23 protein-coding genes, 1 tRNA gene and 1 pseudogene are annotated in these 24,692 nt (G+C 65.1%); 14 read left to right on the top strand and 11 right to left on the bottom strand.

What is annotated here, in order from left to right; translation table 11 throughout:
* Positions 1-64 precede the first annotated feature (64 nt).
* Positions 65-823 (bottom strand): SDR family NAD(P)-dependent oxidoreductase, encoded by a 759-nt coding sequence (locus MKK62_RS17595; protein WP_240258616.1) that lies wholly within the window; start codon positions 821-823, stop codon positions 65-67.
* A gap of 151 nt (positions 824-974) precedes the next feature.
* Between MKK62_RS17595 and MKK62_RS17590 the strand changes: the two genes are divergently transcribed.
* The 3 genes and pseudogenes from MKK62_RS17590 to MKK62_RS26610 form a co-directional block, all read left to right on the top strand.
* Positions 975-2,510 (top strand): ATP-dependent DNA ligase, encoded by a 1,536-nt coding sequence (locus tag MKK62_RS17590; RefSeq protein ID WP_240258617.1) that lies wholly within the window; start codon positions 975-977, stop codon positions 2,508-2,510.
* 45 nt (positions 2,511-2,555) lie between these two features.
* Entirely contained in the window at positions 2,556-4,820 is a 2,265-nt protein-coding gene (locus tag MKK62_RS17585) for a carbon starvation CstA family protein (RefSeq protein ID WP_286670864.1), read from the top strand.
* Between the two features lie 536 nt (positions 4,821-5,356).
* Positions 5,357-6,010, top strand: a pseudogene (locus tag MKK62_RS26610) (phosphatase PAP2 family protein); the annotation flags it as partial.
* Positions 6,011-6,118: 108 nt separating this feature from the next.
* Here MKK62_RS26610 and MKK62_RS17575 read toward each other — a convergent pair.
* The gene (locus MKK62_RS17575; protein WP_434084958.1) at positions 6,119-7,051 is read right to left on the bottom strand and encodes a D-2-hydroxyacid dehydrogenase family protein; all 933 of its coding nucleotides are present in this window, start codon (positions 7,049-7,051) and stop codon (positions 6,119-6,121) included.
* Positions 7,052-7,145: 94 nt separating this feature from the next.
* On the opposite strand from MKK62_RS17575, the gene MKK62_RS17570 reads away from it, so the two are divergent.
* Positions 7,146-7,319 carry a CsbD family protein gene (locus MKK62_RS17570; protein WP_240258619.1) on the top strand — a complete coding sequence of 58 codons (174 nt, stop codon included), beginning with the start codon at positions 7,146-7,148 and terminating at the stop codon, positions 7,317-7,319.
* Between the two features lie 60 nt (positions 7,320-7,379).
* On the opposite strand, the gene MKK62_RS17565 is transcribed toward MKK62_RS17570, so the two are convergent.
* Entirely contained in the window at positions 7,380-7,847 is a 468-nt protein-coding gene (locus MKK62_RS17565; protein WP_240258620.1) for a VOC family protein, read from the bottom strand.
* A gap of 87 nt (positions 7,848-7,934) precedes the next feature.
* Here MKK62_RS17565 and MKK62_RS17560 point away from each other — a divergent pair, with 87 nt between their 5' ends.
* Positions 7,935-8,711: an enoyl-CoA hydratase/isomerase family protein gene (locus tag MKK62_RS17560; RefSeq protein ID WP_240258621.1), complete on the top strand. Its 777-nt coding sequence runs from the start codon at positions 7,935-7,937 to the stop codon at positions 8,709-8,711.
* On the opposite strand, the gene MKK62_RS17555 is transcribed toward MKK62_RS17560, so the two are convergent.
* The 3 genes from MKK62_RS17555 to MKK62_RS17545 all read right to left on the bottom strand — a co-directional run bounded on the left by MKK62_RS17555 (position 8,708) and on the right by MKK62_RS17545 (position 10,061).
* Entirely contained in the window at positions 8,708-9,442 is a 735-nt protein-coding gene (locus MKK62_RS17555) for an SDR family NAD(P)-dependent oxidoreductase (protein WP_240264092.1), read from the bottom strand. The two genes, MKK62_RS17560 and MKK62_RS17555, sit on opposite strands and share 4 nt — an antisense overlap.
* Before the next feature lie 14 nt (positions 9,443-9,456).
* A complete protein-coding gene (locus tag MKK62_RS17550; protein WP_240258622.1) occupies positions 9,457-9,747 on the bottom strand; it encodes a hypothetical protein in 291 nt (96 codons plus the stop codon).
* Between the two features lie 77 nt (positions 9,748-9,824).
* Positions 9,825-10,061, bottom strand: a complete 237-nt coding sequence (locus MKK62_RS17545) for a long chain fatty acid-CoA synthetase Faa4p (RefSeq protein ID WP_240264093.1) — start codon at positions 10,059-10,061, stop codon at positions 9,825-9,827.
* Between the two features lie 465 nt (positions 10,062-10,526).
* Here MKK62_RS17545 and MKK62_RS17540 point away from each other — a divergent pair, with 465 nt between their 5' ends.
* A complete protein-coding gene (locus MKK62_RS17540) occupies positions 10,527-11,195 on the top strand; it encodes a cutinase family protein (protein WP_240264094.1) in 669 nt (222 codons plus the stop codon).
* On the opposite strand, the gene MKK62_RS17535 is transcribed toward MKK62_RS17540, so the two are convergent.
* Positions 11,192-11,476 (bottom strand): hypothetical protein, encoded by a 285-nt coding sequence (locus tag MKK62_RS17535; protein WP_240258623.1) that lies wholly within the window; start codon positions 11,474-11,476, stop codon positions 11,192-11,194. The two genes, MKK62_RS17540 and MKK62_RS17535, sit on opposite strands and share 4 nt — an antisense overlap.
* A 217-nt stretch (positions 11,477-11,693) precedes the next feature.
* Between MKK62_RS17535 and MKK62_RS17530 the strand changes: the two genes are divergently transcribed.
* The 3 genes from MKK62_RS17530 (at position 11,694) to MKK62_RS17520 (ending at position 15,776) form a co-directional block, all read left to right on the top strand.
* Positions 11,694-12,074, top strand: a complete 381-nt coding sequence (locus MKK62_RS17530) for a hypothetical protein (RefSeq protein ID WP_240258624.1) — start codon at positions 11,694-11,696, stop codon at positions 12,072-12,074.
* A gap of 62 nt (positions 12,075-12,136) precedes the next feature.
* Positions 12,137-12,451, top strand: a complete 315-nt coding sequence (gene usfY, locus MKK62_RS17525) for a protein UsfY (protein WP_240258625.1) — start codon at positions 12,137-12,139, stop codon at positions 12,449-12,451.
* A 2,005-nt stretch (positions 12,452-14,456) separates the two neighbouring features.
* Positions 14,457-15,776 (top strand): serine hydrolase domain-containing protein, encoded by a 1,320-nt coding sequence (locus tag MKK62_RS17520; RefSeq protein ID WP_434084957.1) that lies wholly within the window; start codon positions 14,457-14,459, stop codon positions 15,774-15,776.
* A gap of 61 nt (positions 15,777-15,837) precedes the next feature.
* Here the strand turns inward: MKK62_RS17520 and MKK62_RS17515 are convergent, their stop codons facing one another.
* Positions 15,838-16,572, bottom strand: coding sequence for an arsenate reductase/protein-tyrosine-phosphatase family protein (locus MKK62_RS17515; protein ID WP_240258627.1), 735 nt, complete (start codon positions 16,570-16,572; stop codon positions 15,838-15,840).
* A 41-nt stretch (positions 16,573-16,613) separates the two neighbouring features.
* On the opposite strand from MKK62_RS17515, the gene chrA reads away from it, so the two are divergent.
* Both chrA and MKK62_RS17505 read left to right on the top strand, forming a co-directional pair.
* On the top strand, positions 16,614-17,996 hold the full coding sequence (gene chrA, locus MKK62_RS17510) for a chromate efflux transporter (protein ID WP_240258628.1): 1,383 nt from the start codon (positions 16,614-16,616) through the stop codon (positions 17,994-17,996).
* A 158-nt stretch (positions 17,997-18,154) separates the two neighbouring features.
* Complete coding sequence (locus MKK62_RS17505) at positions 18,155-19,333, top strand: IS481 family transposase (RefSeq protein WP_240258629.1); 1,179 nt, start codon at positions 18,155-18,157, stop codon at positions 19,331-19,333.
* 48 nt (positions 19,334-19,381) lie between these two features.
* Here the strand turns inward: MKK62_RS17505 and MKK62_RS17500 are convergent.
* From MKK62_RS17500 to pgm, 3 genes are all read right to left on the bottom strand, one after another.
* Positions 19,382-19,454 (bottom strand) — tRNA-Ala (locus MKK62_RS17500).
* A gap of 54 nt (positions 19,455-19,508) precedes the next feature.
* On the bottom strand, positions 19,509-20,774 hold the full coding sequence (locus tag MKK62_RS17495; RefSeq protein WP_240258630.1) for an MFS transporter: 1,266 nt from the start codon (positions 20,772-20,774) through the stop codon (positions 19,509-19,511).
* Complete coding sequence (pgm, locus tag MKK62_RS17490; RefSeq protein WP_240258631.1) at positions 20,771-22,402, bottom strand: phosphoglucomutase (alpha-D-glucose-1,6-bisphosphate-dependent); 1,632 nt, start codon at positions 22,400-22,402, stop codon at positions 20,771-20,773. Before pgm ends, MKK62_RS17495 begins: the two co-directional genes overlap by 4 nt.
* A 61-nt stretch (positions 22,403-22,463) precedes the next feature.
* On the opposite strand from pgm, the gene crcB (MKK62_RS17485) reads away from it, so the two are divergent.
* The 3 genes from crcB (MKK62_RS17485) to MKK62_RS17475 are packed head-to-tail and all read left to right on the top strand — an operon-like array spanning position 22,464 to position 24,306.
* Positions 22,464-22,871, top strand: a complete 408-nt coding sequence (gene crcB, locus MKK62_RS17485) for a fluoride efflux transporter CrcB (protein ID WP_240258632.1) — start codon at positions 22,464-22,466, stop codon at positions 22,869-22,871.
* Positions 22,871-23,227 carry a fluoride efflux transporter CrcB gene (gene crcB, locus MKK62_RS17480; protein WP_240258633.1) on the top strand — a complete coding sequence of 119 codons (357 nt, stop codon included), beginning with the start codon at positions 22,871-22,873 and terminating at the stop codon, positions 23,225-23,227. Before crcB (MKK62_RS17485) ends, crcB (MKK62_RS17480) begins: the two co-directional genes overlap by 1 nt.
* Positions 23,224-24,306 (top strand): DUF190 domain-containing protein, encoded by a 1,083-nt coding sequence (locus MKK62_RS17475; RefSeq protein ID WP_240258634.1) that lies wholly within the window; start codon positions 23,224-23,226, stop codon positions 24,304-24,306. Before crcB (MKK62_RS17480) ends, MKK62_RS17475 begins: the two co-directional genes overlap by 4 nt.
* Positions 24,307-24,692 lie beyond the last annotated feature (386 nt).

The following is a 24,692-nucleotide window of genomic DNA, read 5'->3' as shown; positions in this document are numbered from 1 at the left end:
GTGTTGCAACCACCCCCTGAACCCAAGGCCAGAATCACGACCCTGGCTTCTGTCTCGCGGAAAATCACTTGGGGGCGAAGCGCTGACCGGCGTCCAGACGCAGGCACTGACCGTTGAGCATCGGGTTGTCTACGATCGCGGCCGCCAGCTTGGCGTACTCCTCCGGGCGACCCAGTCGCTTCGGGAACGCCGCGTCTTTGGTCAGTGCCGACACGTACTCATCGGGAATGCCCTGAGTCATCCCGGTGAGGAAAAGGCTCGGCGCGATGGCCAGCACCCGGATGCCCAGTGAGCCCAGGTCACGCGCCATCGTCAGGCACATGCCCGCGATGCCTGCTTTCGCGGCGGTGTAGGCGACCTGCCCGATCTGTCCCTCGAACGCCGCGATCGAGGCGGTGTTGATGATGACGCCGCGCTCTTCGTCTTCCGGCTCGTTCTGACTCATGTGGTGTGCGGCGAGGCGGCTGATGTTGAACGTCGCGATCAGGTTGAGGTCGATGACCGATTGGAACGACTCGAGATCGTGCGGACCGGACTTCGACATCGTGCGCTTGGCGATGCCGCCACCGGCCGTGGTCACCGTGACGTGCAGGCCGCCGAGCTTCTCGACCGCGGTGTTGAGCGTCTCCTCCGTCGCGGCGTAGTCCGTGACGTCGACCGGGTAGAAGTCTCCCCCGATGCCGGCCGCCACGTCCTTGCCGTCGGATCCTTCGCGGTCGAAGATCGCGACGCTGGCCCCGCGGGCATGCAGCAACTCAGCGCTGGCGCGTCCCATGCCCGAGGCACCGCCGATCACGATGACCTTCTTGCCGTTGATCTCCATCCAAACCTCCCTGTTTGTCCGGGCGGGGCCCGCGAGTAATCAATTCCCCGGCTCCTCTCATCGCGCTGCGCGCTCTGCATCGTCACCGGGGCTACCTGCAGGTTATCGCGGCGGTACGTGACGTTGTCGGCCAGGCATGTAAAGGTGGGTTGTGCAGTTGATCGACGTCGCGACCACCTCGGTCGACGTGAGCGGGTCGGCGTCGCGGCGGGCCAAGACCACGCGAATTGCGGAATTGCTCGGCCACGCCAAGTCCGACCCAGCGCTGGTCGCCATCATCGTCGCGTGGCTCGCCGGTGACCTGCCACAGCGCCAGATCGGCGTCGGGTATGCAGCGTTGCGGTCGCTGCCACCCGCGGCGTCTGCCCCAAGCCTGACCGTGACGGGTGTCGACGCCGCCCTGTCGGCCATCAAAGCTGTCGCCGGCAAAGGGTCGCAGACCCGGCGCGCCGAGTTGATCGCCGAGTTATTCTCCGCTGCAACCGAACCCGAGCAGACATTCCTGCGTCGACTGCTGACCGGCGAGTTACGGCAGGGCGCGCTGATCGGCGTGATGGCCGATGCGGTGGCCGCGGCGGCCGAGCTGCCGGCCGCTGCGGTGCGCCGTGCGGCGATGCTCGGCGGTGCGCTGCCCGCGGTCGCCGCGGCCGCATTGCGCGGCGGGACCGCGGCACTGGACGAGTTCACCCTGCAGGTCGGTCGACCGGTCGGCCCGATGCTTGCACAGACCGCGGCCGATGTCGGCGAGGCGCTGGAAAAGCTCGGCGGCGAATGCGTTTTCGAGGCCAAACTGGACGGCGCGCGAGTGCAGATCCACCGTGCCGGCGACCAGGTCACGGTGTACACCCGCAGCCTCGACGACGTCACCGCCCGACTGCCGGAGGTGGTCGAGGCGACGTTGGCGCTGCCGGTGCGGGATCTGATCGCCGACGGCGAGGCCATCGCCCTGCGCCCCGACGGACGGCCGCACCCCTTCCAGGTCACGGGATCACGCTTCGGCCGCTCGGTCGACGTCGCGGCAGCGCGTGACACCCAACCGCTGTCGGTGTTCTTCTTCGACATCCTGCACCGCGACGGCACCGACCTACTCGACGCGCCGACCAGTGAACGCGCCATCGCGCTCGACGCGATTACGCCCCCGCAGCAGCGGGTCGACCGTTTGGTCACCTCCGATCCCGCCGCGGCGCACGGCTTCCTGCAAGCGACCCTGGCCGCGGGCCACGAGGGCGTGATGGCCAAGTCGCTGACCGCGCCGTACGAGGCCGGCCGGCGAGGAGCGGGCTGGTTGAAGGTCAAGCCCGTCCACACGCTGGATCTGGTGGTGCTCGCCGTCGAGTGGGGCTCGGGGCGACGGCAGGGCAAGCTGTCCAACATCCATCTCGGCGCCCGCGACCCCGCCACCGGCGATCTGGTGATGGTCGGTAAGACGTTCAAGGGGATGACCGACGCGATGCTCGAGTGGCAGACGGAACGGTTCCAGGAGTTGGCCGTCGGCGGCACCGACGGCTACGTCGTACGGGTACGGCCGGTCCAGGTGGTGGAGATCGCGCTCGACGGTGTGCAGAAGTCGACACGCTACCCCGGCGGTTTGGCGCTGAGATTCGCTCGCGTGCTGCGCTATCGCGACGACAAGGGACCCGACGAGGCGGACACGATCGACACCGTGCGAGACATGTACACGGGCTAAGCTGCCAGCGGCCCAATCCGGCGTGTTCTCCCGACAGGAGGCGCAGTGGTAGCACCACCGCAGCCCACCTCTCACACCGACGACCACCGTTTGAGCTACGTCCATACCGACGCTGCCCTGCCGCCGGTCGCCATCATCGACCGCTCGCCGATCAGAACCCGGCACAAAATCGTCTTCGGACTGATCGCGCTGATCGGCGCGGCCGCGTGGACGATGATCGCCGTTGTTCGTGGCGAGACGGTCAACGCGGTCTGGTTCGTCGTCGCGGCGATCTGCACCTACGTCATCGGATACCGGTTCTACGCGCGGTTGATCGAGACGAAAGTCGTCCGCCCGCGCGACGACCATGCCACTCCGGCAGAGGTTTTGGACAACGGAACGGATTACGTCCCGACCGACCGGCGCGTGCTGTTCGGCCACCACTTTGCCGCGATCGCCGGCGCCGGGCCGCTGGTCGGGCCGGTCCTGGCGACCCAGATGGGCTACCTGCCGTGCAGCATCTGGATCATCGTCGGCGCGGTCTTGGCCGGCGCCGTGCAGGACTACCTCGTGCTGTGGATTTCGACCCGGCGCCGTGGCCGATCGCTCGGTCAGATGGCGCGCGACGAATTGGGCGCCATAGGTGGCGCGGCCGCACTCATCGGCGCCTTCGTCATCATGGTGATCATCATCGCGGTTCTGGCGCTCGTAGTGGTCCGCGGCCTCGCTGAGAGCCCCTGGGGGGTGTTCTCGATTGCGATGACCATCCCGATCGCGGTCTTCATGGGCTGCTACCTCCGCTTCATCAGGCCAGGACGGGTCGCCGAAGTATCTGTTATCGGGTTCGTGCTGTTGATGGTCGCGGTGGCATCCGGCCACCAGGTTGCCGAAACAGCATGGGGCGCTTCGTGGTTGAACCTGTCAGCGGTAGCTGTGTCGTGGTTGATTGTGGGGTATGGATTCGTCGCCTCGGTGCTGCCGGTGTGGCTGCTACTGGCGCCGCGCGATTACCTGTCGACGTTCATGAAGGTCGGAGCCATCGCGCTGTTGGCGGTCGGCATCTGCGTTGCTCATCCGCTGATGCACGCACCGGCGGTCTCGCGGTTCGCGACGCATGGTGGCGGACCCGTCTTCGCAGGGTCGCTGTTTCCTTTTCTCTTCATCACGATCGCGTGCGGCGCGTTGTCGGGATTTCACGCGCTGATCTCCTCGGGCACGACACCGAAGTTGCTGGAGAAGGAAAGCCAGATGCGGCTGATCGGCTACGGCGGCATGCTCACCGAGTCGTTCGTCGCGGTGATGGCGCTCATCAGCGCGTCAATTCTGGACCAGCACTTGTACTTTGCGATCAATGCCCCGGCCGCTCGCACCGGCGGCAGCGCGGCCGCCGCGGCGGATTACGTCAATCAGCTTGGCCTATCAGGACCTTCGGCGACCGGCGCCTCGCTCACCGACGCCGCCTCGAGTGTGGGCGAAAAGTCGATCGTCTCGCGGACCGGCGGTGCGCCCACTCTCGCGGTGGGAATGTCCGAAGTGCTGCAGCGGTTTCTGGGCGGATCGGGGCTCAAGGCGTTCTGGTACCACTTCGCGATCATGTTCGAGGGGTTGTTCATCCTGACCGCTGTCGACGCCGGCACCCGGGTCGCGCGGTTCATGCTGTCCGACGCGCTGGGCAATCTCGGCGGACCGCTGCGCAAACTGCGCGACCCGAGCTGGCGTCCGGGTGTCTGGACCTGCAGTCTCGCGGTCGCTGCCGCGTGGGGCAGCATCCTGTTGATGGGAGTGACCGACCCACTCGGAGGGATCAACACGCTGTTCCCGCTCTTCGGTATCGCCAACCAGTTGCTGGCCGCGATCGCGTTGACCGTCGTCGCCGTGGTCGTCGTGAAAAAGGGATATCTGCAATGGGCGTGGATACCCGGCATTCCGCTGCTGTGGGACCTGATTGTCACGCTGACCGCGTCATGGCAGAAGATTTTCTCCGCCGACCCGAACGTGGGTTACTGGGCTCAGCACTTCCAGTACGCGGCCGCCAAGGCGGCGGGTAAGACGTCGTTCGGATCTGCCAAGACCGCCGATCAGCTGGCCGCCGTCATCAGGAATACCTCTATTCAAGGCACGCTATCGATCGTCTTCGCCGCGGTCGTGGTGATCGTGCTGATATCGGCAATCGGCGTGACAGTCAAGGTGATTCGCGGCAGCGGCGGTTTACCGCTCACCGAGGCCGATCCGGTGCCCTCGAAGACATTCGCTCCGTCCGGCATGATCGCCACCCCCGAGGAACGCCGCGTGCAACGCCAGTGGCTGGCCCTCATGCATCTCGACCATTGAGCATTGGTAACGGGTAGCGCGGACACAGCTGTCACATAGATCTCGGGTTTAGCGTGCTAGGAAGCCGTTAAACCCTTCACGTACAGCGTGTTTGACATCTCAATTGAGTAGCTTCGCGATGACCATGTACATGAACGGACGGAAAACGTCCGGCAAAGGATAAGGTTGGACCAGTGGCAGTAACAACTGATCGCCCGGTCCGACCAGTCGATGGCGACCCCTATACCGCGCCTGCTGGAGGACGTCGCCCCAGTCGGCCGTCCACCGCGAGCACCGCCCAGCCCCAACCGACAGGTCGCGAGCGCCGGCTCACAGCGGCGAGGCGGGGCGCCGTCGCCGTCTGGGCGGCCGTCGTCGTCTACCGAACCGCCACGGATGGGTTTGCGTTCAATCGCGAACTGCTGCTCCTCTACATCGCGACCGGGCTGATCGCCGCGAGCATCGGGCGCGGACACAGGGTATTAGCGGTGGTCCGCGACTGGTTGCCCTTCGCCCTCGTCCTGGTGCTCTACGACTTCAGTCGCGGTGCCGCCGACATGCTCGGCGCGCACACGTTCTGGCGGTTTCAGCCAGAGGCAGATCGCTGGCTGTTCTTCGGCACCGTTCCGACGGTGTGGTTGCAGGAGCACATCAAGCTCGCACAGCCGCCGTGGTGGGAAGTGATCATCAGCAGCATCTACATGTCGTTCTTCGTGCTGCCCTACATCGTGGCCGGCGTGCTCTGGCTGCGCGACCGAGCCGCATGGGCGGCCTTCGTCCGGCGGTTCGTCGCCCTGTCCTTCGCGGCGCTGGCCGTCTACGTGGTGCTGCCGGCCGCGCCGCCGTGGGCGGCGGCGAGTTGCACGCCGGCCGACGTTGCCGGTGGTCCGGCGAACCCGCCATGCATGTTCCACGGGGCAGCTGGCGTTCCCGACGGCGGTCTGCTGGGCGCCATGCACACCGGGCAGCCCGGCGCTCACCAATTCGTCGAGCGCATCTCGACCCGCGGCTGGGGAACCCTGCATTTGCAGTCGGCCGGGGCGCTGCTGGACTCCGGTCAGGCCAGCGTCAACCTGGTTGCGGCCATACCGTCGTTGCACGCCGCCGTGACCGCGATGATCTCGATGTTCCTGTGGCGACGGGTCAGGCCACCGTGGCGCCCCCTGCTGCTGGCCTACCCGCTGGCCATGGCGTTCGTGCTGGTGTATTCCGCCGAGCACTTCGTCATCGACATCCTGCTGGGATGGAGCCTCGCGGCGGCAGTGTGCGCGGCGATGGGTCTGCTCGAAGCCTGGTGGTCGCGCCGTCGCGGCGCAGAGTCACTCGGCCTGGGTCAACCAGCGGGCGATCTCGCGAGCGGCCTCGCCGTAGAACACCCGGTAGATCTGCTCGGCGACGTAGCCCACGTGCGGGGTGGCGGTGACCGTGTCCAGGGTGCGCAGCGGATGGCCCGCCGGCAGCGGCTCGGTGTCGAAGACGTCCAGACCGGCACCGGCAATGCGCCGGGATCGCAGCGCGTCGATCAGCGCCTGCTCGTCGACGATCGGGCCGCGAGAGGTGTTGACTAGCAACGCCGTTGGCTTCATCAATGCCAGTTCGGTGGCTCCCACCAAGCCGCGGCTTCGCTCGCTGAGCACCAGGTGGATCGTCAGCACGTCCGCGCTGGAGAACAGGTCGTCCTTCGACACGTAGCCGACCCCGGCCCGCTCGGAGGCCTCGGGAGTCAGGTTCGGACTCCACGCGACGACATCCATGCCGAACGCCTTGCCGACCTTGGCGACCCGGCTACCGATCCTTCCCAACCCGAGCACCCCCAGCGTGGTGCCCCCGAGTTGCCGGCCCACTGCCGTCTGCCACCCGCCGCCGCGGACCGACACCGCCTCGTCGACGACCCGCCGGGCGGTCGCCAGGATCAGCGCCCAGGTCAGCTCGACGGTCGACTCCACATAGCCACCGGTGCCGCTGACGTGGATGCCGCGTTCCTCGGCGGCCGCGATGTCGATCGAGGCGTTGAACGGACCGGTCGACGCGATCATCTTGAGCTGGGGTAGCCGCTCGATGACGCTTCGCGTCAATGGTGTGCGTTCCCGCATCACGCAGACCACATCGAAAGGGTGAAGGCGCTCGACCACCGCATCCGGGTCGCCGAGGTGGTCGTTGAACACGGTGATCGTCGCCCGGTCAGCCACCTGCGACCAGTCGGCCATGGTCAATGCGACGTCCTGATAATCGTCGAGGATCGCGACCCGCATCACGCCAATCTCGCACACCGGGGTTTAGCCGCCGAACCGGCCGGGTACAGACCCGACGCGAAGCAGCATTGTCCAGCGAAGGGAGCTGACGCGCATGGGAGCCCACGACAAGGTGAGCAACAAGATCGACGACATCGGCGGCAAGGCCAAGGAAGCGTTTGGCAAAGCTACCGGCGACGACAGCACCGAAGCCGAAGGCAAGCTCGATCAGGCGAAGTCCAGCGTGAAGGACGCGGTCGAGAACGTGAAGGACGCCTTCAAAAAGTAATTCGCAGACTTGAGTAAAGGACGGCCACCGGTGTACTCGACCCCGGTGGTCTTCCGCTTTCTAGGGGGCAGTCCAGTGCGTGCCGGATGCGGCGCCGTCCGCTGGCTCGTCGGCCCCGAAGACAAACGGCGCGAACACCACTTCCCGGCCGTCCGGGTCCCGATAGGTGACGGCGCCGGTCGCCGCCCAATAGGGATGAGAGTCAACAGGTTTGGCACCCGAGGCCGCTAGCTTCGCGGTAGCCCGCTGCTGGCTGGCATGGTCGGGAAAGTACATACACAGCTGCTCGTGACCGTCGACCGCGACGGGTTCGGTGGCCTCCACGATCTCGAAGGTCAGCGACGATCTCGGGAGACCGAATATCGCGCCGGTGCTGCCGTAACTCTCCACGAACGTCGCGCACAGCGGCAGGCCGACTAAGTCTCGGTAAAAGTGGACCGTCTCGGCGAAATGCGCTGAGCGCCGGGCGAATCGGAGAGCGGCTAGCGCGGACAGGTCCGCGGGCCAGGCGGTATCGGAGTGAGTCATGGCGAAAAGATTAGAACCTCAACCATTGTTCAGGTCAAGGCCCGACGCGACGCAAACCGGGCGATGCCCACGGTGTTGAATGCGTTCATGACCCACCAGATCCGCGTTGAGGTTTCCGCCGACCACGTCGCCACCGTCGAATTCGAACGCGGCCCCCGCAACCATTTCGATACCGCTCTGATCGCCGAACTGGCCGATGCCTTCGAGCGTCTCGACGCCGATCCCCGCGCGCGGGCGATCGTGTTGTGTTCGGCGGGACGGCATTTTTGCGCGGGTGCAGACCTGCCAGGCGCATTGAGCGGAAGCGCGCCTTCGGTCGAGGGATCCACCGGCTCGTTATACGACGAGGCTGCGCGGCTGTTCGCTACCCACACACCGGTCGTGGCCGCCGTGCACGGCGCCGCGGTCGGCGGCGGCCTCGGTTTGGCATTGGCTGCCGATTTCCGCGTCGCCAGTCCCTCCACCCGCTTCGTCGCAAACTTCAGCCGACTGGGGCTGCATCAGGGTTTCGGGATCACGGTGACGCTACCGGCGGTCGTCGGTTCGCAGCGCGCTCAGGACCTGCTCTACACCGGCCGCGAGGTGCCGGGCGACGAAGCGGCAAGCATCGGCTTGTGCGACCGCCTGACACCCGACGGCGAGGTGCGTGCCGGCGCCCACGCCCTGGCCGCGAAAATCGCGACAAGCGCTCCACTGGCGGTCGTCTCGATCCGCAAAACCCTGCGGGGTGATCTCGCCGAACGCGTACGCGCCGCGACCGCGCTCGAACAGGCCGAGCAGCTCCGGCTGGCGGCGACCGCCGACTTCGTAGAAGGGGTGGCGGCCACCGCGGAGCGCCGGGCGCCACGATTCACCGGCTCCTAACCAGCACCTTTGCCGTTATCGACGCGGTAAACGGCACCATGGACGGCCGACGCGGCATCGCTGGCCAGAAACGCGATCACGTTGGCCACCTCGAGCGGCTGCATCATGCCGCGCGGCGAGGCGGTGCGCAGGATCAGCTCGTAGTTGGGGTTGTCCGGAGGCGTGAAGTGTTCGATCTGCGGGGTCAGCATGCCGCCAGGACAAACAGCGTTGACGCGCAAGCGATCCGCGGTGTACTCCACCGCAAGGGCGCGCGTCAGCCCGATCAGACCATGCTTGGCCGCGCAGTACCCGGCCGAATACGCCTGGCCCTCGAGGCCGGCGATGGAGCTGACGTTGACGATGCTGCCACTTCGCTCGAGCAAGTGAGGCAGGGCGGCGCGGCACAGGTAGTACGGCCCGTTCAAGTTGACCGCAAGATCCTGCTGCCATTCGTCGTCGGTCATCGCCTCGGTACGGCGCATCTGATGACGTCCGGCGATGTTGACCAGAACGTCGAGGCCGTCGAACTCGTCGACGCACTGCGCGACGGCATCCCGACAGGCCTGGGCTGACGCGACATCGACGACGGCGTAGCGGCCACGTGGGATATCGGCGAACACGTCGGCCAACCGTTCGGTGTCGCGACCGACACCGAAAACCGTTGCGCCGTAGCGTGATAACAGCCGAGCCGTCTCAGCACCCAGACCCGAAGAGGCGCCGGTCACGAATGCGATCTTGCCCTCGAGCATCGTCGGCACCCCACTCACCAACCCGGCGCGCCGCGGTAGGCACGCATCCGCGTCACGCTAACGGGTCGCAACGCCTGTGGCACAACGATTCTCAGCCCGAAAAGCTGGACGACGGGTTCGGCTCGGAATCTGCGCCGAACACGGCGCGCGGCGATCAGCAGGAACAGGTTCACCGCCTGGCGTCCCAGCGCGATCCGGCTCGTACGCTGCCTCCACGACGACGGCGCGGCAGCCGCGCGTCGTCCGCAGAGATAACCCACCGACGTCGCCAATGCCAAGGCGGCTGTTACCGCGAGCATTGTCATGCTGATGAGCATTTCTGCTCACCATCGCGGTGAGGTCACACGCGGGCTACACCTCGGCTAAAACGCGAGGTGACCGTTCAGCCGATCTCGCTGTCGACGTTGACCGCCACGTAGCCGATCGGGATGCCGGTCCACATCGCGATGCATTCACGAGCCGCCACTTCGACCGCGGCGCGACGATGCGCACGGGTCGTCCTGCCGATCTCGGGAATTCGGATCACCCACCCGTCCGCGTCGCGAGTGACTTCTATATCGAAGCACTGGCCGACCGTCGGGCATTTAACGCGGGAAGCGAATCGCTGGGCGCTGCGCACCTGACGTGGGCGCACCAGCACGGGCTGAATACTCATGGCCGCTTTCGGAGAGTCGTGAACAAACCGCGGGCAAGCGTATTGCGGATTCGACGGAAAACCTAATCGACGCAAAGCGTCACCAATCCGATCTAGAAAAAGGCACTCTGAGCTGCGCCTTTATCATGTCTCGCTGGACGACGATCGCGCTCGTCACCAGTAGTTTTCCCATTGGCCAGCGCAGCGGGGATGAACCGAGCTGGGTCGGATGTTAAAACCAGCTGAGTTTGACCATCGAGACCCCAGGAATGAAGATGACCAACGGCATCGACGCCGAAGCCCACACTGCGGTGGAGTCTTCCACCACATACGCTGCTCAAAAGCGACCTCGCTTTGACGAAAGGCCTCCCCGTGCATGAGTCGACCCGTCCTGGCAAATCGCCTCTGGCATGGTGCGCACAGTCGGTGACGAAGCTGTTGCGGTGGACGATGGTCGTGGCGACGCTCTATGCGGCGGCAGTCACTACCCCGGCGATCAGTACCGCCGCCGCCGACGGGCAGTGCGCCGACGTCGAGGTCATCTTCGCGCGCGGCACCCTCGAGCCCCCCGGCCCCGGAACCGTTGGTCAGGAGTTCGCAGACGCCCTCACCGGGCGCCTCGGCGGGCGGACAGTCGACGTCTACGGTGTCAATTACCCTGCCTCGCTGAACTTCTCGCAAGCCGCCGATGGTGTTGCCGATGCGGCCAACAAGGTTCTGGACACTGTCAACAACTGCCCGGCCAGCAAGATCGTTCTCGGCGGCTACTCGCAGGGAGCCGCGATCGCGGGCTACATCACTTCGGACAGTGTGCCGCCGGGTTATGTGCTGCCGGCCGGCATCTCGGGACCGCTACCGCCCAACGTTGCTCCGCATGTCGCCGCAGTCACGCTGTTCGGCAAGCCCTCGGCCGGATTCCTCAACCTGGTCGACCGCGACGCGCCGCCGATCAGCATCGGGCCGTTGTATGCCAGCAAGACCCTGGAACTCTGCACGCCGCAAGATCCGGTGTGTTCCACCGGTGAAGGGTTCAGCCGCGCCGCTCACAGCGCCTACAAGACGAACGGCATGACCGATCAGGCGGCTGACTACGCCGCGACCAAGCTGCGCGGCCGCTAGCTAACGGCCTTCAGAGGGGCCGTCGCGCTAGGCGCACCCCCCTCGGAAGCTGCCGCGACTCGGGAGAACTGGAAGCAGGCCCGCGAAACCAAGTAGTTTGTCGGCTGGCCATTTCGCGCCGCGTAAGCGATGTCGAGCAGCGCGAGGGTCAACGGCCCGTCAGGGATGGCGGTTCGAGGCATGATCGATCCGGACAGTGCCCGATTCAGCGCGAGCTTGAACTCGCGCAGCAACTCGTCATAGGACGGCTGACCTACCGCTTCGCTGACCGTGTCTTCCATTCGACAATCCCCCTGGGCGCGTGTGTGTTGCGTGCATACCCCGGTGCGACAACCCCCAACCCCTGCGCGCTGCCCTACCGCCGGATTAGGTCACGCCGTCGTCGACGTCGGCGATCAGCGCGGCCTGGGAACCGCGACCACCACCAGGAAGATCGACGTGGGTCTTCCATCGCTCAGACCTCTTCCCGGCGACGTTTCTGCGACTTACGCTGACGTGATGAGACACATCGTGTTACGCGCGGTTCTGCTGCTGACGGCGTGGGCGATCGGACTCTTGTTGGCCGCGGCGGTGGTTCCGGGAGTCTTGTTGTCGCTGTCCGGGTTCCTCGTTGCCGTCGTGACCTTCTCGCTCGGGCAGGCGGCCCTGTCGTTGATTCTCTTGAAGCTGCCTCATGGCTATGCCTCGCTACTTTTGGGGGGCACCGGTCTGGTGCTGACCGTTGCCGCGCTCGGACTGGCGACGACGTTGTCGGCGGGATTCACCATTCCCGGCATGGCCTGCTGGGTGGCGACCACGCTGGTGGTTTGGCTCGTGACAACGATCGGCGCGGTATCGCTGCCGGAATTGCTGGGACCCGAGCAAGCTGGCACGACCTGACTCAAATTGCCTATTCCCGCAGGTGCGCGGGGTGAGTAGCATCCTTCATATCTCATCCGACGATGGAGGGAGACGAGATGGGCGACACTCATCACGACCCCACAGATCACGTTCGGACCACGCAACCGCATGCCGGCTTGGCCATGAAGGACAACTTCTACTGGCCCGGCTTGATCCTGTTTGCCATCTCCACCTTCGGAATGATCAGCACGGTTGTCGCCGCGGCCTATCAGCATTACGAGTGGCTGACGACGACGGTGCTGATCGCGGTGCTCGCGGCGGTCGCCGGGGCCCTGTGGCTCGTCGTCGAACACCGACGAGTGGGCGGCATCGAAAAACAGTGGCATGCGGCGCATCCCGGAGGGATGCTGCGCTAAATCGCTGGCCCGTCGTCAGCGAGTCCGCTGTGATAAGTCGCGGATACGGCGCTGACGACTCAGCGTCATTCCAGTCCGTTTGATGAGAGACGTTCAGTAACAGTTCTTTTCGCGCCGTGGGTCCCGCCCCCGACGGCTGATACGCCACGCTTTACTACGGGGCCGAGCGTGGGCCGGGCGATGCATTCACCACCTGGGGGTTGTTAAACTCACCGCCATCTTTTCAGCGGCAAATCGTACCTTCAGGTTAGTATGATATACAGGTGCAAACTTGCGATACCCGGGTCGCGGAGGTGTGAATTCTGTGTGGACGTCAACGAAAACTGGCCGATACCTGCGGTATTTCAGTTTCACGGCGGTCACGGTCGGCTCGTGACGCGGATTCCCGGTCGCTGGCTCGACCCGAACCTCAGCAAAGCCCTTAAAGAGGGCGCCGTATGGCAACGCACCCGCGGGGCACACGAACAATCCGTGCGCATCCTCAGAGAAGTCAACGGCCGCGTCGGAGACCGATACCTGGTTCAAGGCCTCGAGTCTGGGCGGCAGTGGTTGGTTTCGCAATCCACGCTTCTGGACGCCTACCGGCCAAAGCCCTAAAGAATTCGAGCGCAGCCATTCACGCCGCCGGGGTGTGACTATGTCGACCAATTGGTGAACGCTCCATTGACGACTGGGCGGGAACGGCTCGAGCACGCTGAGGATCGATCCGCGACGCCACCACCCATCCGTACTGTCCGATATCGCACTGTGGATGGGTACGGCAAACAATACGGCTCGCTGGCGCAAGCACCCGTTCATCGCAACGTCACACATCACCGCCGACGCCGCTAACGTAATCGTGCCCGGGCAGGTGATCAGAATTCCGTGAGCAGTGGCCCGTCGCTCATTCGGGCAGCCTTTCGATCGCACCATGGTCATGGCTTGGCTAGTCAGGCTTGACTTAAAGCCGAGGGGCGGCGCGCAGGACCAGCAGCCGCAAGTTTGCTGCCACGCATCGCTTGCCCCTCGGGCCAATACCTCGTGTTTCAGCGAGCTGGATCAAACGGACACATTGGGCAATAGGACGGAGCAGAATCCGAAAGCGTTGAGGCCACTTGAAGTTCAAGATCGGATGAAACAATGAAGAGATTCCTAACGTGCGCTTCATTGATATCCTTCGCCTTCTTTGTGTCCGTGCTCTCCTCGTCTGGATCGGCTCACGCGGACCTTTGCCCATATCCCGGCGTGGGGTCCGGCGGCGGCGCCCTGTTCTCCCAAGGCGGCTTCTGCGACTACCCCACCGAGATCAACGGCTCGCATATGCATTGTGAGGCAGGCGGATTCGGTGTCAACGGCATCCTCGGAGCCGCTGGCGGGGGCGCTAGCGTCGCGTTCGGTGGTGCCGGAATCGGCGCCCTCAGTTGTACGTGGCGCTGCCCAGACGGCGCGATGGCACCAGCACCCAACCCACCAGGCTTGTGGCGGGAATACATGGTGGTGATGAACTCTACGAACTTCTGCAAAGACCATATGGCACCGGATGGCTTTTGGAGCGCTCCGGTGCTACCGACTGAGGGAGTCCCGCCGGACGAGCGAGCGCCGGAAGCACCGGAAATCCCCGGACGACCGGTACCGAAACGGGCGCCACCGGCGCCCGCGTTACAAGTAACGCCGGGTGTACCGGGAGCGTTGACGCCGGGAATACCGAATCCGTAATGTGCCGCAAGCTCCGCCGGCTGCTCAGTAGTGACACGATGTTGGCGTGTGCGATGCTCACGACGGCGGCAGGGCGTTTCACGGGGTAACGGTGTCACTAGTGCGAAAAGCAGTGGCCGTCGGGATCCTCGCGCTTACCGTCGTCGCGGCATCGTCGTGTGGCAATGCAGCACGCACCCCGCTAGCCGAAGGCGCGCAGACGCTGGTTGCAAATCCCGCACCTCCCCCGACACCACATCCGGCTCCCACGCCTGCGTCGCCAACGCCCAACGCGGCTCCCCCACCCGACTTTGCGACGGTCTCCAAGCTGATGAACGATGCGATTGCGGCACATACGATCCCAGGCGGCGTCGTGGTGATCGGGCATGGCGGCAAGGTCGTCTTCCATCAGGTCTATGGCTCGCGCAAGCCTGCCGGGGAACCGGGGTTGGATGGATCGCCGGCACCTGCAGAGCCGATGACCGAAGACACCATCTTCGATGTCGCGTCGTTGACGAAATGCCTCGCAACGGCGACGGCGGTTATGCAGCTGTACGAACACGGCAAAGTCGAATTCGACGATCCCGTGCAAAAGTACTTGCCCGAATTCAATACAGCGAATGATCCACAGCGGGCCAAGGTCACGATTCGCATGTTGCTGACGCACACCTCAGGCGAACCAGAAGACGTGCGTCTCGACGATCCGTGGGGACTGGACACAGACGACAAAGCGGAAGGGATTCTGCGTGCACTCACCACGCCGCTGGAGTCGCCTCCCGGCGAGTATTTCAACTACGCCGATATCAACTTCATTCTGCTTGGCGCGCTGATCGAGAAGATCACCGGCGAGCCTGAAGACGTTTACGTTCAGCGCAACGTCTTTGAGCCGCTGGGCATGGACGAAACCCGCTACCTTCCCCCGGCCAAAGCATGTGGCCCGCATGTGATGCGGGGATCTGCGATTGGCTGGGCGCCGGCGCCGATCGGCGGCATGCCGGGAGGTTGTCCGGCGGGTACATGGAGCACGAGCCTGTTGTCGCGCACCGCGCCGACGGCACATGACGACGAAAGCAGAAACGATCCCGGTAAGAATCCCGATTTCGATGCTCTGCTGCGCGGCGCTGTGTTCGACCCGACGACGCGCCGCATGGGAGGTGTAGCCGGGCACGCCGGTGTGTTCTCGACAGCGCATGATCTCAGCCTCTACGCGCAGGCCCTGCTCGATCGGCTCGCGAACCGCCCCAGCAAGTTTCCCTTGACACAACCGACTCTGGAGTTGATGACCGCCCCAGAGCAGCCCGGGCATACGGCTGGGCAACTCGAAGCCGCCAACGATGCCTCCCAGCAAGCCATCGCAAAGACACCGAACACCTATGACCCCATGCTCGCTCCGCGCTATCCGGCGATCCGGGGGCAGAATCTACGTGGGTTCGGCTGGGATATCGACACCGCTTTTTCCGGCACGCGAGGCATGATTTTTCCGATTGGCAGCTTCGGCCATACCGGCTTCACCGGAACCTCGATGTGGATGGACCCGCGCTCGGATACCTATGTCCTTGTGCTCACCAGCGCGATCGATCCGCGCGACGATCCACCGATCGCGTATCTGAGAGGTGATGTGGCCACGGCAGCGGCGCGGGCCTTGAGTTGAGGGTGCGTCGTCCTGCCCCGATTGCGTTCATGCAATTCACGCCGGTCAAGCGCCATCGCTGTTAGCCAGCCTGGATCGCGGGTAGCAGGAACCCGATGCGGGTGTCGAGTTCGGCTGCGACGCTGCGAAATTGCGCTACGTCGGCCGCACCGGCTGAGGGATCAGGAAGACTCCAATGCACCGCCGTGGCCGAGCTGTGGTCGCGAGGGAACTCGCGCACCTTGTCGCACAGCGTAACGACGTAATCGAAGCGTCGATCATCCACCGCGGTAAGCGATTTCGGACGTCGACGGCTGATATCGATGTCGTAATCGTCCCGCATTACCCGCACGGCGTGGGGGTGAAGTCGCGGCTTTGGATGGCTGCCGGCGCTCGCCGTACGTACACGACCGTTGCTGCGGCGCCGAAGCATCGCTTCCGCCATGGGTGAGCGTGCGCTGTTACCGGTGCAGAGAAACAACACCGAGACACCAGCCGTGGATCGGCCGCCACCCACCGGAGTCAGCGCCGGGTGCAGAGCGGTTGCGGCGTCAGTGAATGCGGACGCGCACCGAGCAAGGTCGAGGTGATAGTAGGTGTCGCGACCGTCGAAATTGCTGCGTCGGGCACTGACCAAGCCTGCGCTGCGCAGCAGTCGCAAATGATACGAGACCAGGTTCTGCGGTGCGTCGATCGCGTCGACCAATTCACGAACCCTACGATCGCCGGTCCTCAACTCGGTCAACAGCACCCACCGCAGCGGGTGCGAGGCCATCTGTAACAGCAGCGGAACCGACACGCCATCAGTCATAGTCATCAGAAGATACATCAATTTAGATTGATGTATCGTGTGGCCGCATGACCGATGCCTTCCGCGCAGACGCCTCCCAGGACGTCATCCCGTTCCGGGAAGCCCTACGGGCCTGGTGGGCAATCTCGCTGCAGACCTTCGGCGGACCGGCTGGTCAGATTGCGGTCATGCAGCACAGCCTGGTCGACGACAAACGATGGATCGGTCAGAGGCGTTTCCTGCACGCCCTGAACTACTGCATGTTGCTGCCGGGCCCGGAGGCACAACAGCTCGCGATTTACACCGGGTGGCTACTCAACGGCACCCGCGGCGGCATTGCGGCCGGCACGCTGTTCGTCCTGCCCGGAGCGGTGACGATGCTGGCGCTGTCGGCGATCTATGTCCGCTTCGGCGACACCACCGCGGTGATGGCGATCTTCGCCGGCCTGGCTCCCGCGGTCGTGGCGATTGTGATTCAAGCTGTCTGGAAAGTGGGACGGCGTGCGCTCACCGGTCCCGCCCCGGTGGCGCTGGCCGTGGCCTCGTTCGTGGCATTGGGCGTTTTTGGGCTGCCGTTCCCCCTCGTCGTGTTGGCGGCAGGGATGATCGGCTGGGCGCTGGGGCGTTTCGCTCCGGCGGCGTTGCACCGGCCTGGCCGCAACCCCGAGGGCGAGTCGGGTTCAGCACCAGTCATTTCCGATGACGTCCTGCACACCGCGGCGCCCTCGCGTTCCCGGGCGCTCAAAGTGCTGGCCGTCGGCGTCGTGCTCTGGGCCGTGCCGGTTGTCTTGGTCGCGATCTTCACCGGCCCGTCGAGTGCGTTGACCGCCCAGGGTGTCTTCTTCAGCGGCACGGCGCTGGTGACTTTCGGTGGCGCGTATGCGGTGTTGGCCTACGTGGCTCAACGGGCCGTCGAGGTGTTCCATTGGCTGGCGCCCGGGGAGATGGTCCGCGGACTGGCACTGGCCGAGACCACCCCCGGTCCGCTGATCATGGTGGTGCAGTTCGTGGCGTTCGTCGGTGCCTACCGCCACCCCGGAACGCTAAATCCCTGGGCGGCAGCGACTCTGGGCGCATTGCTGACCACGTGGGTGACGTTCGTGCCGTGTTTCCTTTTGGTGCTGCTCGGCGCACCCTATGTCGAGCGGCTCCGCGACAATCAGGCGTTGTCGGCGGCACTGACCGGTATCACTGCCGCCGTCGTCGGCGTCATCGCGAATCTGGCCGTCTACTTTGCGATCCACACGCTGTTCGCGGCGAGCGTCCACCCGGCGTGGGGCCCGATCAGCATCCAACTGCCGGTGCTGAGTAGTTGGCGTCCGGTCGCGGTCGCCATCGCCGTCGTTGCCGCCGGGGTGATCTTCGCGTTGAAGTGGTCGGTGCCACGCACGCTGGGGCTGTGCTGCCTGCTGGGCTGCGCCGCAGCTCTCGCCCACCTGCCGATCAGTTAGAGCGGGTGTCTGCTGAGCGCCCAAAAAGGCGCTGACCTGCATAAATAAGTGGAGCTAAGGGTGTGTGAGTTCACGACATAGGTGACAGATGAGTCGCGTCATGGGTTACACCTGCGATGTCCGGTGATGAGTCGCGTCATAGGTGACAGTCATGGCTCATGTCGAAAGCGCGTGTGGTCGTGTTGGAAGTCGTCAGCGGAAACCTCACCGTCACCGCGGCTGCTTCGGCTTACGGGCTGTCGCGGCAACATATCTATCGGCTGCTCAAGCGTTATCAGCTCGGCGGTTTGGAAGCGGTTGAGCCGCGGTCGCGACGCCCTGCCAGCAACCCCCGGGCGGTCTCGGATGAGGTCATCGCCGCGATCGTGCTGCTACGGGAAAAGCTCGTCGCCGAGGGCCTCGACGCCGGTCCGGTCACGTTGCAGCACCATCTGGCCCAGCAAGGGTTGCCGGTGCCGGCGGTCTCCACGATCCGGCGCATCTTGGGCCATCACGGCTTGATCGTCCCGGCACCCCGTAAACGCCCGAAAAGCTCCTATCGCCGTTTCGCCGCCGAGCAACCCAACGAATGCTGGCAATCCGATTTCACCCACTGGAGGTTGGCCGACGGCAGCGACATCGAGATCCTCAACTGGCTCGACGACCACTCCCGATACCTGCTGTACTGCACCGCCTATCGCCGCGTCGCCGGTCCCGATATCGTCGCCAGCTTCACCGCCACCGCCGCCACCCACGGACTACCGGCCTCCACACTGACCGACAACGGCTCGGTCTACACCTCCCGATTCACCCACGGCCACAACGACTTCGAGCGCCTTCTCAACAGCCTGGGCATCACCCAGAAAAACGGTCACCCCGGACACCCCCAAACCCAAGGCAAAATCGAACGCTTCCACCAAACCCTCAAACGCTGGCTGTCCGCCCGGCCCCGACCCGCCACCATCGCCGCCGCCCAAATCCTGCTCAACGACTTCACCACGATCTACAACACCGAACGCACCCACCGAGCCCTACCACCAGCCACCACCCCAGCCCAGGCCTACACCGCCCGCCCCAAAGCCGGCCCCACCCACACCAGCGGCCGACACTTCCGCATCCGCCGCGACACCGTCGACCAATTCGGCAAACTCACCCTGCGCCACGGCAGCCGCCTGCACCACCTCGGCGTCGGCCGCATCCACGCCGGCACCTCAGTCCTGATCCTGGTGACCACCACCACCGTCACCGTCATCAGCAAAACCAGCCACCACGTCCTAAGCAGCCACCACATCAACGCCGACACAAACTACTGGCGCAACCAAAACAAAAACCCCGGCCGATGGCCGGGGAATCTGTAACCCATGACGCGACTCATCTGTCACCTATGACTCGACTCATCACATAAGTGGAGCTAAGGGGATTCGAACCCCTGACCCCCACACTGCCAGTGTGGTGCGCTACCAACTGCGCCATAGCCCCGAAGATGTGCCTGTCGAAGTTACACCACGGCTTGCCCGGCTTCAAAGTCGCTGGTCACGCTCGCTGTTCGGCGGACTCGGAATCCCAGTCGTTCTGGGTCAGCGGGTCGAGGTGTTGTGTCTCCGGTGAGAACATCCATACCACCGCGGAGCACAGCATGACGAAGGCGCTGACGACGAAGCCCCACTCGAAGCCGTAGTGCTCGGCGATCTTGGCGACCCCCATGGCGCCGGCGATGGCACCGAGGTCGGCCATCATCTGAAACGTCGCCACCGCGGTGCCCGCACGCGCCGCGTTGCCGAGGATGTCGGCGATCGCGGCCTGCTGCGGTGAGGCGAACACGCCCGAGGCGGCGCCCGCCACGCACGCGGCAACGAGGAACACGGTCAGCGACGACGAGATACCCAGCCCGACCGTCGCCACACTGCAGGCCAGCAGACCGCCGATCAACAGCCCGCGTCGGCCCATCCGGTCGGACAGGTAGCCGCTCGGCATCACCACGATCACGTTGCCGATCGCGAACACCGCCAGCGCCACGCCAGTCATCTGAGGTCCACGATGCAGCACGTCCGAAATAAACAGTGGGACAACGGCCATTCGGACACCGAACACCGCCCAACCCGTCGCGAAGTTCGACAGCAGCGCGGAGCGATACGCGCGGTGCCGCAACGCGGTACGCAGGGTGACGGGCGGATCGATGTGCTCGGCCGGCGCGCCGAGTTCCGACCCGCGCAAACTGAGGGAGACGGTCAGCGCGGTCAGCATCATGACGACGCCGTAGATGAAAAACGGCGCCCTGATCCCGAAACCTGCTGTGAGACTGCCCATCAGCGGGCCCGCGACCAGACCGACCAAGAACGAACTCGCGAACAGCCCAGCCACCCGCCCTCGGGCGTCAGGCGGGCTGATCCGAATCATCAAGCCCAGGGCGGAGATAAAGAACATCGTCGAACCGATGCCGCCGACCGCGCGGAGCACCAGCAGCTCCTGATAATTGTGCACAAAAGCACACGCGCCGGTCGACACCGATACGATCAACAGCCCGGCCACGTAGACCGGGCGCTCCCCTACCCGCTGCACCAGCATTCCGCTGGGCGGCGCGAAGCACAGCCGCATCACCGAAAAGATGGTGATCGCAAACGTCACCGCTTCGATGCTGACGCCGAAGGTGCGAGCGAATGTCGGCAGGACCGGCGACAGCACGCCGTAGCCAAGCGCGGCGATCACGTTGGCCCCGATCAGCACCCACGCTTCGCGCGGCAGCCTCGTCTTCTCACGACGCCACGCCGTCAAGCGAGCGCGCGGGGCGACGGAGATCATCCAATGACTGTATCGACTACCTGTTGCGCAGCTCTCTGTACGTCGGATAAGTGATCTGGACCACGAAACGACTCCGCATAGATTTTGTACACGTCCTCGGTTCCCGACGGCCGTGCGGCGAACCAGGCGTTGGCCGTCGTCACCTTCAACCCGCCCAGCGGAGCGCCGTTGCCAGGCGCCGTCGTCAGCTTCGCGGTGATCTGCTCACCCGCCAGCTCCGTGGCGCTGACTTGGTCCGGCGACAGCTTCGACAGCCGCGCCTTCTGCTCACGGTCGGCGGGTGCGTCGAGCCGCGCGTACGTCGGAGCACCGTATTTCTCGGTGAGCTCCTGGTAGCGCTGCGACGGCGTCTTACCTGTCACCGCGAGGATCTCGCTGGCCAGCAGCGCCAGGATGATGCCGTCCTTGTCGGTCGTCCACACAGATCCGTCGCGCCGCAGGAACGACGCGCCGGCCGACTCCTCACCGCCGAAGCCGATCGTGCCGCCGATCAGCCCGTCGACGAACCATTTGAATCCGACCGGCACCTCGACGAGTTTGCGTCCGAGGCCGGCGACCGCGCGGTCGATGATCGACGAGCTGACCGCGGTCTTGCCGACGGCGACGCCGGCGGGCCAGCTCGGTCGGTGGGTGTAGAGGTAATCGATGGCGACCGCCAGGTAATGGTTCGGGTTCATCAGGCCGCCGTCGGGGGTGACGATGCCGTGCCGGTCGGAGTCGGCGTCGTTGCCGCTGGCGATCTGGTAGTGGTCCCGGTTGGCGATCAGTGAGGCCATCGCGTCCGGTGAGCTGCAGTCCATCCGGATCTTGCCGTCGTGGTCGAGCGTCATGAATCGCCAGGTTGCATCGACCAGTGGGTTGACCACGGTCAGGTCGAGGTTGTGCCGTTCGGCGATCGCGGCCCAGTAGTCGACGCTGGCTCCGCCGAGCGGGTCGGCCCCGATCCGGATGCCTTCCTTGCGGATGACGTCGATGTCCACCACGTTCGGCAGGTCGGCCACGTAGGCGTCCATGTAGTCGTGCCGTTGGACGGCCTGCAGCGCCCGGGCCAGCGGCACCCGCTTCACCGCCTCGCCGCTCTTCAAGATGTCGTTGGCGCGCTTGGCAATCGCGTTGGTCGCGTCGGTCTCAGCCGGTCCCCCGTTGGGTGGGTTGTATTTGAACCCGCCGTCGTAGGGCGGATTGTGCGACGGCGTCACCACGATGCCGTCGGCCAGCTGGTCGCCGCGTCCGCGGTTGTAGGTGAGGATCGCGTGGCTGATCGCCGGAGTGGGCGTGTAGCGGTCGGCCGAGTCGACGGCCACCACGACATCGTTGGCGGCCAGCACCTCCAGCGCGGACACCCACGCCGGTTCGGACAATCCGTGGGTGTCGCGGCCGATGAACAGCGGCCCGGTGGTGCCGTGCGCGGCGCGGTACTCGACGATCGCTTGGGTGATCGCCACAATGTGGGCCTCGTTGAACGCACCGTTGAGGGCCGAGCCGCGGTGGCCCGATGTTCCGAACACCACTTGCTGCGCGACGTCGTCAGGATCGGGTTCGATCGAGTAATACGCGGTGATCAGATGGGGCAGATCGACAAGGTCTTCGGGCAGGGCCGGCTGACCGGCGCGAGGGTTGGCCACCATGGGTTCGATTCTGCCGAATAAGCTGCCAAAGCACTCCCTGCAACGGAAGGGATTTCGGAGAGTGGCCAACTCTGCGTCGCCCCGCGACTACCGCGAGTTGGCCGCGGTGTTCGTGGGAGGCGCCCTCGGCACCGTGATACGCACCGCTCTGAGCTTGCTGGTCGCCGCCGATCCGGCGCGTTGGCCCTGGCCGACATTCGCGGTCAACATCGTGGGCGCGTTCCTGCTCGGCTATTTCACGACGCGACTGCTGGAACGCCTTCCGCTGTCGAGCTATCGCCGGCCGCTACTGGGAACGGGGGTGTGCGGCGGCCTCACCACCTTCTCCACCATGCAGGTCGAGACGCTGCGGATGCTGGAGCACCATCATTACGGCCTGGCGGTCGAATACACCTGCGCCAGTGTCGTTTTAGGGTTGCTTGCGGTGCACCTGGCGTCAGGATTGGTTCGCCGGGCAGCGGTGCGCTGATGGTCTGGATCGGGGTGATACTGGCCGGCGGCGTGGGCGCCGTGCTGCGCTTCCTACTGGACGGCGCGGTCGCTCGCCGGGCGGGAAAGTCCTTCCCGTTCGGGACATTGGCGGTCAACATCAGCGGCGCGGCCCTGCTCGGTTTCCTTGGCGCTCTGGCGTTGGATCGCCAGGCGGCTCTACTCGCGGGCACGGCGTTCGTCGGTTCGTACACCACGTTCTCCACCTGGATGTTGGAAACGCAACGCCTCGGCGAGGAACGTCAGCTCCGCAACGCCGTCGCCAATGTCGTCGCCAGCATTGTGCTGGGCATCGGTGCGGCGCTGCTCGGGCAGTGGATCGGCGGTCTGGTGTGAACCAGCCCTGCCTGAAACTCACCACGTACTTCGGCGAGCGGCAACGCGCGACCAGCGACGCCCGCCGCCCAGCGTTTCTGGCCGATGCGATGCTGGATCTCTTCGACACCCGGGAGATCGCGACCAGCGTGATGCTGCGCGGCATCGCCAGTTTCGGGCCGCGGCACGTGTTGCGCACCGATGAGTTGCTGACTCTGTCAGAGGATCCACCGGTTGCGATTGCAGCGGTCGACGTCGAGTCGAAAATCAGCGGCCTAGTCGACGATGTAATCGCGATGACGGGCCGCGGCTTGGTCACGCTGGAACGCGCCGGACTCGGGGCCGCCGACTCACTCGATGTCAGCGGTGACGACGCCGTCGAACTCACCGTCTACATCGGTCGTCAAGAACGCATCGGTGGTCAACCCGCCCACCGTGCTGTGGTCGAACTTCTGCATCGAAACCAATTCTTCGGCGCCGCAGCATTTTTGGGTGTCGACGGAACCGCCCAGGGCGTGCGCTACCGTGCCGCGTTCTTCAGCCGCAACGTCGACGTTCCGATGATGATCATCTCGATAGGGACCGCCGCACAGGTGTCTGCAGTGATCCCCGAACTCAACGAGCTCGCACCCCGCGCGCTGCTGTGCGTGGAGCGGGCGCGGCTGTGCAAGCGCGGCGGCAAGCTGATCTCTCGACCACACCGATTGCCTGAGGCGGACAGCCAGGGTCGGCCACTCTGGCAGAAGCTGATGGTGCACACCTCTGAAACCACCACGTTCGGCGGCGCCCCCCTCCACCGCGCACTCGTGCGCCGGTTGCTGGACTCCGGCGTGACGCGAGGTGCCACCGTCGTGCGGGGTGTGTGGGGCTTCCACAGCGACCACATGCCGCACGGCGACAAGCTTTTCCAGCTGACGCGTCGGGTTCCGGTAGCGACGATCGTCGTCGATACACCGGAACGGATCGCCCGCAGCTTCGAGGTCGTGGACGAGCTGACGGCCGAGCACGGCCTGGTCACCAGCGAGATGGTGCCGGCCGTCATCTGGTTGGACGGAACAGGCCGAGCGGGTGACGGGCGGTTGGCCCGTCACGACTACTGAGGCTCAGCCGCCGCCAGCACAAGGATTTCCGCGCCTCAGGCGTCGGTCGGCGACACCGCCGATTTCAGGAACGCCGGAAAATCGGGAAACAGTTTGCGATCGACGATCTCGATGCGGGTGCCGAATGCGTCGATGTAGTAAGCGAACAGTGCCAACTCACCTGACGAGGTGTCAGCGGTTCACTCGAACGCAAAGCCGTTGGCCTCCAACGCTTTAGCTGTATCGGCCAGGTCGTCGACGAAGTATTCGAGGTGATGCACCGAGTTGCCGGCCGCCGCCGTCCACGGGCTCTCCAGATCGTCGACCTCGATGTCGCGTCCCCACAGAGCTCACTCGCCCGCTCTTCCTCTTGGATGCAGCACCGCAGGCAGACTAGCGCCCCCCGC

The sequence above is a fragment of the Mycobacterium paraterrae genome (assembly GCF_022430545.2).
Taxonomy (GTDB): domain Bacteria; phylum Actinomycetota; class Actinomycetes; order Mycobacteriales; family Mycobacteriaceae; genus Mycobacterium; species Mycobacterium paraterrae.
This window is presented reverse-complemented; position numbering and strand designations above follow the sequence as displayed.

Excerpts from the sequence above, each read along its gene's own strand:
- MKK62_RS17595 (WP_240258616.1), bottom strand. The coding sequence starts at position 823 with ATGGAGATCAACGGCAAGAAGGTCATCGTGATCGGCGGTGCCTCGGGC.
- MKK62_RS17575 (WP_434084958.1), bottom strand. The coding sequence starts at position 7,051 with ATGCGGGTCGCGATCCTCGACGATTATCAGGACGTCGCATTGACCATG.
- MKK62_RS17570 (WP_240258619.1), top strand. The coding sequence starts at position 7,146 with ATGGGAGCCCACGACAAGGTGAGCAACAAGATCGACGACATCGGCGGC.
- MKK62_RS17565 (WP_240258620.1), bottom strand. The coding sequence starts at position 7,847 with ATGACTCACTCCGATACCGCCTGGCCCGCGGACCTGTCCGCGCTAGCC.
- MKK62_RS17560 (WP_240258621.1), top strand. The coding sequence starts at position 7,935 with ATGACCCACCAGATCCGCGTTGAGGTTTCCGCCGACCACGTCGCCACC.
- MKK62_RS17555 (WP_240264092.1), bottom strand. The coding sequence starts at position 9,442 with ATGCTCGAGGGCAAGATCGCATTCGTGACCGGCGCCTCTTCGGGTCTG.
- MKK62_RS17550 (WP_240258622.1), bottom strand. The coding sequence starts at position 9,747 with ATGACAATGCTCGCGGTAACAGCCGCCTTGGCATTGGCGACGTCGGTG.
- MKK62_RS17540 (WP_240264094.1), top strand. The coding sequence starts at position 10,527 with ATGGTCGTGGCGACGCTCTATGCGGCGGCAGTCACTACCCCGGCGATC.
- MKK62_RS17535 (WP_240258623.1), bottom strand. The coding sequence starts at position 11,476 with ATGGAAGACACGGTCAGCGAAGCGGTAGGTCAGCCGTCCTATGACGAG.
- MKK62_RS17530 (WP_240258624.1), top strand. The coding sequence starts at position 11,694 with ATGAGACACATCGTGTTACGCGCGGTTCTGCTGCTGACGGCGTGGGCG.
- usfY (WP_240258625.1), top strand. The coding sequence starts at position 12,137 with ATGGAGGGAGACGAGATGGGCGACACTCATCACGACCCCACAGATCAC.
- MKK62_RS17520 (WP_434084957.1), top strand. The coding sequence starts at position 14,457 with ATGAACGATGCGATTGCGGCACATACGATCCCAGGCGGCGTCGTGGTG.
- MKK62_RS17515 (WP_240258627.1), bottom strand. The coding sequence starts at position 16,572 with ATGACTATGACTGATGGCGTGTCGGTTCCGCTGCTGTTACAGATGGCC.
- chrA (WP_240258628.1), top strand. The coding sequence starts at position 16,614 with ATGACCGATGCCTTCCGCGCAGACGCCTCCCAGGACGTCATCCCGTTC.
- MKK62_RS17505 (WP_240258629.1), top strand. The coding sequence starts at position 18,155 with ATGTCGAAAGCGCGTGTGGTCGTGTTGGAAGTCGTCAGCGGAAACCTC.
- MKK62_RS17495 (WP_240258630.1), bottom strand. The coding sequence starts at position 20,774 with ATGATCTCCGTCGCCCCGCGCGCTCGCTTGACGGCGTGGCGTCGTGAG.
- pgm (WP_240258631.1), bottom strand. The coding sequence starts at position 22,402 with ATGGTGGCCAACCCTCGCGCCGGTCAGCCGGCCCTGCCCGAAGACCTT.
- crcB (WP_240258633.1), top strand. The coding sequence starts at position 22,871 with ATGGTCTGGATCGGGGTGATACTGGCCGGCGGCGTGGGCGCCGTGCTG.